Source organism: Inquilinus sp. OTU3971 (assembly GCF_038440215.1).
This window is the reverse complement of sequence record NZ_JASATH010000030.1, coordinates 47,287-54,803: the sequence shown is the minus strand read 5'-3', so window position 1 is coordinate 54,803 and position 7,517 is coordinate 47,287. Positions and strand designations below refer to the sequence as shown.

The 7,517-nt window shown below is 70.4% G+C and carries 7 protein-coding genes; all 7 read right to left on the bottom strand.

Features of this window, described 5'->3' with window-relative positions; all coding sequences use genetic code 11:
• Positions 1-261: 261 nt before the first annotated feature.
• Positions 262-1,551 (bottom strand): ABC transporter substrate-binding protein, encoded by a 1,290-nt coding sequence (locus AAHM41_RS10500; protein WP_342236479.1) that lies wholly within the window; start codon positions 1,549-1,551, stop codon positions 262-264.
• Positions 1,552-1,622: 71 nt separating this feature from the next.
• Positions 1,623-2,363: an SIS domain-containing protein gene (locus AAHM41_RS10495; protein WP_342236478.1), complete on the bottom strand. Its 741-nt coding sequence runs from the start codon at positions 2,361-2,363 to the stop codon at positions 1,623-1,625.
• Positions 2,360-3,115: a GntR family transcriptional regulator gene (locus AAHM41_RS10490; protein WP_342236477.1), complete on the bottom strand. Its 756-nt coding sequence runs from the start codon at positions 3,113-3,115 to the stop codon at positions 2,360-2,362. The genes AAHM41_RS10495 and AAHM41_RS10490 overlap by 4 nt, the downstream gene beginning before the upstream one ends.
• Positions 3,116-3,173: 58 nt before the next feature.
• On the bottom strand, positions 3,174-4,685 hold the full coding sequence (locus AAHM41_RS10485; RefSeq protein ID WP_342236476.1) for an FGGY-family carbohydrate kinase: 1,512 nt from the start codon (positions 4,683-4,685) through the stop codon (positions 3,174-3,176).
• A gap of 57 nt (positions 4,686-4,742) precedes the next feature.
• The gene (gene ptsN / locus AAHM41_RS10480) at positions 4,743-5,201 is read right to left on the bottom strand and encodes a PTS IIA-like nitrogen regulatory protein PtsN (protein WP_225771036.1); all 459 of its coding nucleotides are present in this window, start codon (positions 5,199-5,201) and stop codon (positions 4,743-4,745) included.
• A gap of 21 nt (positions 5,202-5,222) precedes the next feature.
• The gene (gene hpf / locus AAHM41_RS10475) at positions 5,223-5,807 is read right to left on the bottom strand and encodes a ribosome hibernation-promoting factor, HPF/YfiA family (RefSeq protein WP_342236475.1); all 585 of its coding nucleotides are present in this window, start codon (positions 5,805-5,807) and stop codon (positions 5,223-5,225) included.
• A 157-nt stretch (positions 5,808-5,964) separates the two neighbouring features.
• Positions 5,965-7,503 (bottom strand): RNA polymerase factor sigma-54, encoded by a 1,539-nt coding sequence (gene rpoN / locus AAHM41_RS10470; RefSeq protein WP_342236474.1) that lies wholly within the window; start codon positions 7,501-7,503, stop codon positions 5,965-5,967.
• Between the last annotated feature and the right edge of the window lie 14 nt (positions 7,504-7,517).

Below are 7,517 nucleotides of genomic sequence, written 5' to 3'. Positions count from 1 at the left end.
GGTCGGGCTCGCGCAGCGAGACCGGGTGAGGGCGATGCGGCCGAGACGCCGGGAACCGCTGCGTCAGGAACAGGAGCGGATCACGCGCTCGCCCGCGGCAGAGCCGAGCTTTCGGCCAGGCCGGCATGCCCTCACCCGGACATCCTTCGGATGTCCGACCTCTCCCGCAAGCGGGAGAGGCCACGCGACCTAAAGCCGAGAGATCTATGAATGCCATGGGAGGGTGAATGGGTGGAGCGGAACCACCAGTTCTCCACTCTCCTACTTCACCGCCTCCTGCATCCGGGCCTGCCCGGCCTTGACCGCGTCGGCGGCGGACATCTCGTCGACCACGATCTTCTGCAGCGTCTCGGCCAGGATGTTCTGGGCCGAGATCGCGGCGATGCTGGGGAAGGTATGGCCGCCGGTGAAGCCGAACAGGGCACCGTTGCGGCTGTTGGCGATCATCGCCTCGATCTGCGGCTTGTACTTCACCACCAGCGGGTCGCTCCACAGGCTCTTGGCCTTGGCGCCGTCGGCAGTGACCGGCAGGAACAGCCCCGGCTCCATGTTCAGGAAGCGGCCATAGGTCTCCGGCTCCAAGAGCCAGGCGATGAAGGTCTCGGCCGCCTTCCGCCTGGCCTCGTCCTTGGCCAGGATCATCACCGCGTTGGAATAGGCGATGGTGCCCGACTCCTTGCGGTCGTCGGCATGCGGGATCGGCGCCACGCCGAGATCCTGGGCGTCGCCCTCGGCCTGGCTGTCATAGGTGCTGATCACGGTGAACTGCAGGATCATGCCGCAGCCGCCGCTGGCGAAGCACGCCTCGGCTTCGCCCCAGGTCCAGCTCGGCGCGTCGGCGGCGGAGAACTGGTACAGCTCCTTGTAGAAATCGTAGGCCTTGACCGTCTGCGGGTTGTCGAAGCGCAGCGTGCCGTCCGGGTTGTAGATGTCGGCGGCACCGGCATTGACCATCAGATCGTAGACGGTCTGGTCGGTGTAGAGCTGCTTGTTCGCCGGCAGGCCGATGCCGAAGCGACCGTCCGCCGTCAGCTTCTCCGCCGCCGCCTGCCACTCGCTCCAGGTCTTCGGCGGGGTCAGCCCGGCCTTTTCGAACACGCTCTTCCGGTACCACAGCGACATCGCCATGTTGTAGAGGGGCACCGCCCAGACGCCGCCGTCATAGCTGTAGGGCGCCAGCGCGCTGGGCACGAAATGGTGCTCGGAATCGAGCTGCTTGACGAAACCGTCGACCGATTGCAGTGCCCCCAGATCCTTCAGGATCGGGGCGAAATCCGGGATCGCGAACAGCATGTCCGGCGCGTTGCCGGCGGCGATCGCGGCCGGCGCCTTGGCGTAGATCTCGCCCCAGCTCTGCGGCTCCTGCTTCACCGCGATGTCCGGGTGGCTCTTGTTGAAGGCGTCGATCAGCTCCTGCACCCGTGCCACGCGGTGCGGCGGCTGTTCCATGTGCCACAGCACCAGCTGCACCGGTTCCGCCTGCGCCGCCGCGGCACCCCAAAGCAGCGCGGCCGCGGCCACGCCCGACACGATCGACCATCTCGTCGCCATTGCCCTCTCCCCTGTTTGTCCTGCGGCCCGGGATGCGGCGCGTCGTTGGCCGAGCGTCCGCCAGGGTCGCCTTACAGATGCGGATTGCGCGTCCGGTAGCGTTCCACCAGCGCGGCGTTGCGCTCCTTCGATCCCGGCATGTTCGAGCTGATATAGGCCGGCGCCACCTCGCCCGATGCCGCCATCCGGGCCACCGTCTCGGTCAGCACCGCGTTCCAGATCGCGGCGCCCAGCACCGTCGAGATCGGGCCGACGGTCAGCCCCTCGGCGGCGGTCACCAGGGCATCGCCCGGCGGCCCCTGGTTGTCGATGGCGATGTCGGCGGTCTCGGCCAGGGTCGGCCGGCCGGCGGCCGCGGCCCGGGAATAGGCGATCGAGGTCACGGCCACCACCGTGGCGCCCTTCTCCCGGCCGTGGCGCGCGGCCTCGACCGGCACGGCGTTGACGCCGCTGTTGGAGAACACGAACAGCGTGTCGGTCGGCCCGATCGGGTACCGGCCGAGCAGCGGCGCGGCCAGGCCGGCCATCCGCTCCAGCACGCCGGAGACCACCGCGCCCTCATGCAGCATGACCGACGAGGCTAGGATCGGCACCACGCAGGCCAGGCCGCCGGCGCGGAAATGCCCCTCCTCCGCCATCAGATGCGAATGGCCGGTGCCGAAGATGTAGATCAGCCCGTCGCGCCGGATGGTCTCGACACAGGAAGCCGCCGCGGCGCCGATCGCCTCGCCCTGGGTGGCCGTCAGGGCGGCGATGCGGTCGGCGATGCCGGCGAGATAGGCGGCGGCGCCGGAAAGGGCGGTCGAGGTCATGAGTCCGATGTGTCCGGTGGGGAAAGCCGTGCCCGCATCTTGTAGCGGTCGCCGCGATAGGCGGAGCGGACGAATTCGATGACATGGCCGTCGGCATCGGCGGTGCGCCGGGTGAACACCAGCACCGGCGCGCTGCGCGGGATGTCGAGGGCACCGGCGGTGACGGCGTCGGGCAGGTCGGCCTCGACCGTCTGCTCCGCCTGCCAGGGCACCAGGCCGTAATCGTGGCGCAGCACCTCGTACAACGAGGCGGTGCGGAAATCGTTGCGGTCGAGGATGCCGGGCACCAGCGCCCCGTTCAGCCAGGTGACCTCGAACGCCATCGGCACGGCATCGGCCAGGCGGACGCGCTCGAGCAGCACCAGCGGCGCGCCCTCGGCCACGCCCAGCGCCTCGCGCGCCTCGCCGTCCGCCGGCACCACGGCTTGGCGCAGGATCACGCTGGCGGCGCGGCGGCCCAGCCGGGCCATGTCCTCGCTGAAGCCGGTCAGGCGCTGCAGCCGCTGGTCGACCTTGGGCCGGGCGACGAAGCAGCCGCGGCCGATCCGGCTCTCGATCAGCCCGGCATCGGTCAGGCTCTTGAAGGCCTGGCGCACGGTCATCCGGCTGATGCCCAGCTGGTCGGCCAGGTCGCGCTCGGAGGGCAGCCGGTCGCCCACGGCGAAACCGCCGGCGCGGATACGGTCGGCCAGATCCTCGGCGATCTGCTGGTAGATCGGCTTGTCCGTCGGACTCGGCTGTAGGTCGGTCATTGGCGGGCCCTGGTGGTCTAGACCACAATCGGCATGATGAAGGCCGATCCGGACCTCGTCAAGAAAGGTCGGACATAGGTGCGGGCATGCGCAGCAGCGCGTCGCGATGCCCACCGTAGCGCCGGTAGGCGGCCTCATAGGCCTCCCGCAGCGCCGGATCGGGACGATGCGTGCGCTGGACCCTGCGGACCCGGCGCGACGCGTCGCCGATCGAGGGATACCATCCGATGCCGGTCCCGGCCAACAGGGCCGCGCCGCAGGCCCCGTATTCGCCGCCGTCGGGGATCTCCACCGGCAGGCCGAGCACGTCGGCGATCATCTGCGACCAGAAGCGGCTGCGGCCGCCGCCGCCCGACAGCAGCACGCTTTGCGGCCGCTCCGCCATCGCCGCGAAGCAGTCGCGAATGGCATAGGCCAGGCCCTCATAGACGGCGCGCACCAGCTCAGGCCGGCCGTGGCCCGGGACCAGCCAGGCGAACTGGGCCCGGGCCGCGGCCGAGACCGCCGGGGCGATGATCCCGACCTCGCTGAGATAGGGCAGGTAGACGACACCTCCGGCGCCCGGTGGGGCGGCCTCGGCCAGCGCCTCCAGCGCGGCATAGGGGTCGGGGTCCCGGGCCAGGTCCGGGCACAGGCTGCGCAGGCACCAGTCGAGGTTGCTGGTGCCGGCGACATTGACCATGCAGCGCAGCCACAGCCGGCCCGGCAGGCTGAACAGCAGGCCGAGATCCGGCGGCTCGAAGGAGGGCGCGTCGAGCACCACACCGTTCAGGCAGGTGGTGCCGAGCACGGTGCAGGCCGAGCCGGCGGCGAGCCCGCCCGAACCGATGACGCTGGCGGCGACGTCGCCGGCGCCGGTGACCACCGGTGTACCAGGTCTGAGGCCGGTCTTCGCCGCGGCGGCCTCAGTCACCGTCCCGGCCACCGCCTCGGACGGCAGCACCGGCGGCAGCAGATGCCGGTGCGGACCGAGGCCGAACAGCGCGAGCAGCGCCTCGCTGCGGCCCTGGGCCCGGGCGTCGCCGGGCGCCACCGACGCCTCGGTCGGGTCGGCGGCGCGCTGGCCGGTCAGGCGGAAGCGGAGGTAGTCCTTGCAGCCGAACACGCAGTCGGCCTTGGCCATCACCTCAGGCTCGTGGTCCAGCAGCCAGCGCAGCACCGGCAAGGTGCAGCCCTGCTGCATGACCGAGCCGGAGGAGGCGAAGATGCGCGACAGGAAGCCGGTATCGCCGGCCAGCCTCTTCTCGATCCAGGGCTGGCTGCGGCCGTCATCCCACAGGATGCCGGGGCGCAGCGGCCGCCCCCCGGAATCGATCACCCAGGCCCCGACCATGGCCCCGGTGACACCGATGGCGGCGACGGCGGACCCGTCCACCCCGGCCTCGGCCAGGACCTGGCGGATCACCGCCGTGGTCGCGGCCCAGGCGGTCTCCGGATCGCTCTCCGACCAGGTGGGGTGCGGGTGGGAGACCGTGGTGCGCCGGGACGCAGCGGCGCGCTGCCGCCCGTCGCGCCCGAACAGCGCGGCCTTGATGACCGAGGTGCCGGCGTCGAGGCCGAGCAGAAGCATGGCGGAACCGCAGACGAGGGCCGATCCGCTCCCGCTAGCGGAGCGGAGGGCCGGCGGTCAAGCGGCGTTCACCGACTCGCTCTGGGACAGGAGCGCGAAGATGGCGTCGGCGCTCTGGCAGCCGCGCAGCTTCTCGCACAGGCTCTCGTCGCGCAGCATGCGGCTGATCCGGGCCAGCGCCTTCAGATGATCCGCCCCCGCCCCTTCCGGCGCCAGCAGCAGGAACACCAGGTCGACCGGCTGCTCGTCGACCGCGTCGAAATCGATCGGCCGCTCCAGCCGGGCGAAGGCGCCGAACACGCCCTGCAGATGCGGCAGCTTGCCGTGCGGGATGGCGATGCCGCGGCCGACGCCGGTCGAGCCCAGCCGCTCGCGCTCCAGCAGCACGTCGAAGATGAAGCGCTCGTGCTGGCCGGTCAGTTCGGCGGCACGGCGGGCCAGCTCCTGCAGAGCCTGCTTCTTGCTGGCAGCCTTCAGATTGGCGAGAATCGCCTCGGGGCGTAGGAAATCGATCATGACGGATCGGATGCGCCGCCCTCAGGCGGCGGCATCCTCGGTCCCTTTCGGATCGACCCAGCCGATGTTCCCGTCGGGGCGGCGGAACACCATGTTGAGCCGGCCATGGGCCTGGTTGCGGAACATCAGCGCCGGCAGGTCGCCCAGGTCGAGGCGCATCACCGCCTGCAGCACCGTCAGGCTCTCGATCGAGGTCGAGACGTCGGCGATCACGATCGGCTGGTTCGGCTCCTCGCCGTTCAGCAGCTCCTCGGATTCGGCTTCGAGAATATAGGCCTGCGCCGGCAGGGCCGGCTGCTGGGCGTCGCCGTTGTGGTGGTCGCGCAGCCGGCGCTTGTAGCGGCGCAGCCGCTTGGCCAGCTTGTCGGCCGCAGCATCGAAGGCGTGATACGGGCTCTCGGCCTCCGCATTGCTCTGCAGGAGGATGTTGCGGCCGACATGGACCGACAGGTCGCTCCGGATCAGATGGGCATTGCGGGAAAAGACGACATTCGCCTCGATCGCGTTGTTGAAGTACTTCGCGGTCGTGCTGGTGAGGGCGTCGCTGACATGGGTGCGCAATGCGTCACCGACGTCGATCTGCTTGCCTCGAACGGTCAGTTGCATGGCTGTCGCTTTACTGCTGCACGATGAGATACGGGCGCCCAAAAAGAACGGGGCGGCCTTTTGGGGGCCGCCTTCGGGCGGCGACCATAGGGATGGGGCGCCTTCATGTCAACGAAGGGGGCCCGATCCCGGGCTGCGGAGGAAGCTGGGGGAGCGCTCATCGGCTCAGACCCTTCTCACGCCGTCGCTGGACGGAGGATGGTATCCGCATCCCCTCACGGTACTTGGCGACGGTCCGCCGTGCAATGTCGATCCCCTCCCCGCGCAGGATTTCGACGATCCGGTCGTCGGACAGGACGGCGTCCGCCGGTTCGGCGTCGATCATGCTGCGGATGCGGTGGCGCACCGCCTCGGCCGAATGCGCGTCGGCCCCGTCCGCCCCCTGGATCGCCTGGGTGAAGAAATACTTCAGCTCGAACACGCCGCGCGGCGTGGCGATCACCTTGTTGGTGGTCACCCGGCTGATCGTGCTTTCGTGCATGTCGACCGTCTCGGCCACGTCCTTCAGCGTCAGCGGCTTCAGATGCTGCACGCCGCGGACGAAGAAGGCGTCCTGCCGGCGCACGATCTCGGACGCGACCTTGAGGATGGTGTTGGCGCGCTGGTCCAGGGCGCGGACCAGCCAGTTGGCGTCGGCCAGGCAGGTGCCGACATAGTCGCGGTCGACCTTGCTGCGGGTGCCGCGGCTGATCTCGGCGTGGTAGCGGCGGTTGACCAGCACCCGCGGCAGGGTGTCGGCGTTCAGCTCGACCACCCAGCCGACCTCGGGCTCAGCCCGCATCAGGATGTCCGGGATCAGGGTCTGCGCGATCTCGTGGTCGAAGGCCGCGCCCGGCTTCGGGTCGAGGGCGCGGATCTCGGCGATCATCTCGGCCAGGTCCTCGGCGTCGACGCCGCACAGCCGCATCACCGCGGCGAGGTCGCGCCGGGCCAGCAGGTCGAGATGGTCGAGCAGCGTGCGCATCGCCGGGTCCAGGCGGTTGCGCTCGGCCAGCTGAATCGCCAGGCATTCGGCCAGGCTGCGGGCGAAGATGCCGGGCGGGTCGAGCCGCTGGCAGCGGCGCAGCACCGCCTCGACCCGCTCGGGCGGGCAGCCGAGGCCGGCCGCCACCTCCTCGACCGTGGCGCCGAGATAGCCGGTCTCCTCCAGGAGATCGACCAGCCGCGCCGCGATCAGCCGGTCGGCCGGGGCGTAGAACTCGATCGCGATCTGGCTCAGCAGGTGGTCGCGCAGGCTGGGCCGCTGAGCCAGCGTCTCCTCGAGCCCCGGCAGGTCGTCGGCGAAATCCGTCCGGCCACGTCCCGCGCCCGCGAACTGCGCCTCGCCGCCGTAATCGTCATTGCGGTCGGTGGAGCTGGACCCGGTGAACAGGTTGCTCCAGTCGGTGTCGAGCGGCGCATCGGCCGAGACGATGCCCGGCGGCTCCGGCGCGGTCAGGGCGACGTCGGACGCCACCGCCCCCGCCGGTGCGGAACCAGGGGGCTCGGTGTCGTTTCGGTCGCTGGTGCTGTCGCCGCCGTCATCACCGCGCTCGCCCTCCTCCCGTTCCAGGAGCGGGTTGCGCTCGAGCTCCGTCTCGACGAAGGCGGAGAGCTCGATGTTGGACAGCTGCAGCAGCTTGATCGACTGCTGCAGCTGCGGCGTCATGACCAGTGCCTGGCTCTGCCGGAGCCCGAGGCGTTGCGAAATGGCCATGGCTGCCCGGTGGT

Excerpts from the sequence above, each read along its gene's own strand:
- hpf (WP_342236475.1), bottom strand. The coding sequence starts at position 5,807 with ATGCAACTGACCGTTCGAGGCAAGCAGATCGACGTCGGTGACGCATTG.
- AAHM41_RS10500 (WP_342236479.1), bottom strand. The coding sequence starts at position 1,551 with ATGGCGACGAGATGGTCGATCGTGTCGGGCGTGGCCGCGGCCGCGCTG.
- rpoN (WP_342236474.1), bottom strand. The coding sequence starts at position 7,503 with ATGGCCATTTCGCAACGCCTCGGGCTCCGGCAGAGCCAGGCACTGGTC.
- ptsN (WP_225771036.1), bottom strand. The coding sequence starts at position 5,201 with ATGATCGATTTCCTACGCCCCGAGGCGATTCTCGCCAATCTGAAGGCT.
- AAHM41_RS10490 (WP_342236477.1), bottom strand. The coding sequence starts at position 3,115 with ATGACCGACCTACAGCCGAGTCCGACGGACAAGCCGATCTACCAGCAG.
- AAHM41_RS10495 (WP_342236478.1), bottom strand. The coding sequence starts at position 2,363 with ATGACCTCGACCGCCCTTTCCGGCGCCGCCGCCTATCTCGCCGGCATC.
- AAHM41_RS10485 (WP_342236476.1), bottom strand. The coding sequence starts at position 4,685 with ATGCTTCTGCTCGGCCTCGACGCCGGCACCTCGGTCATCAAGGCCGCG.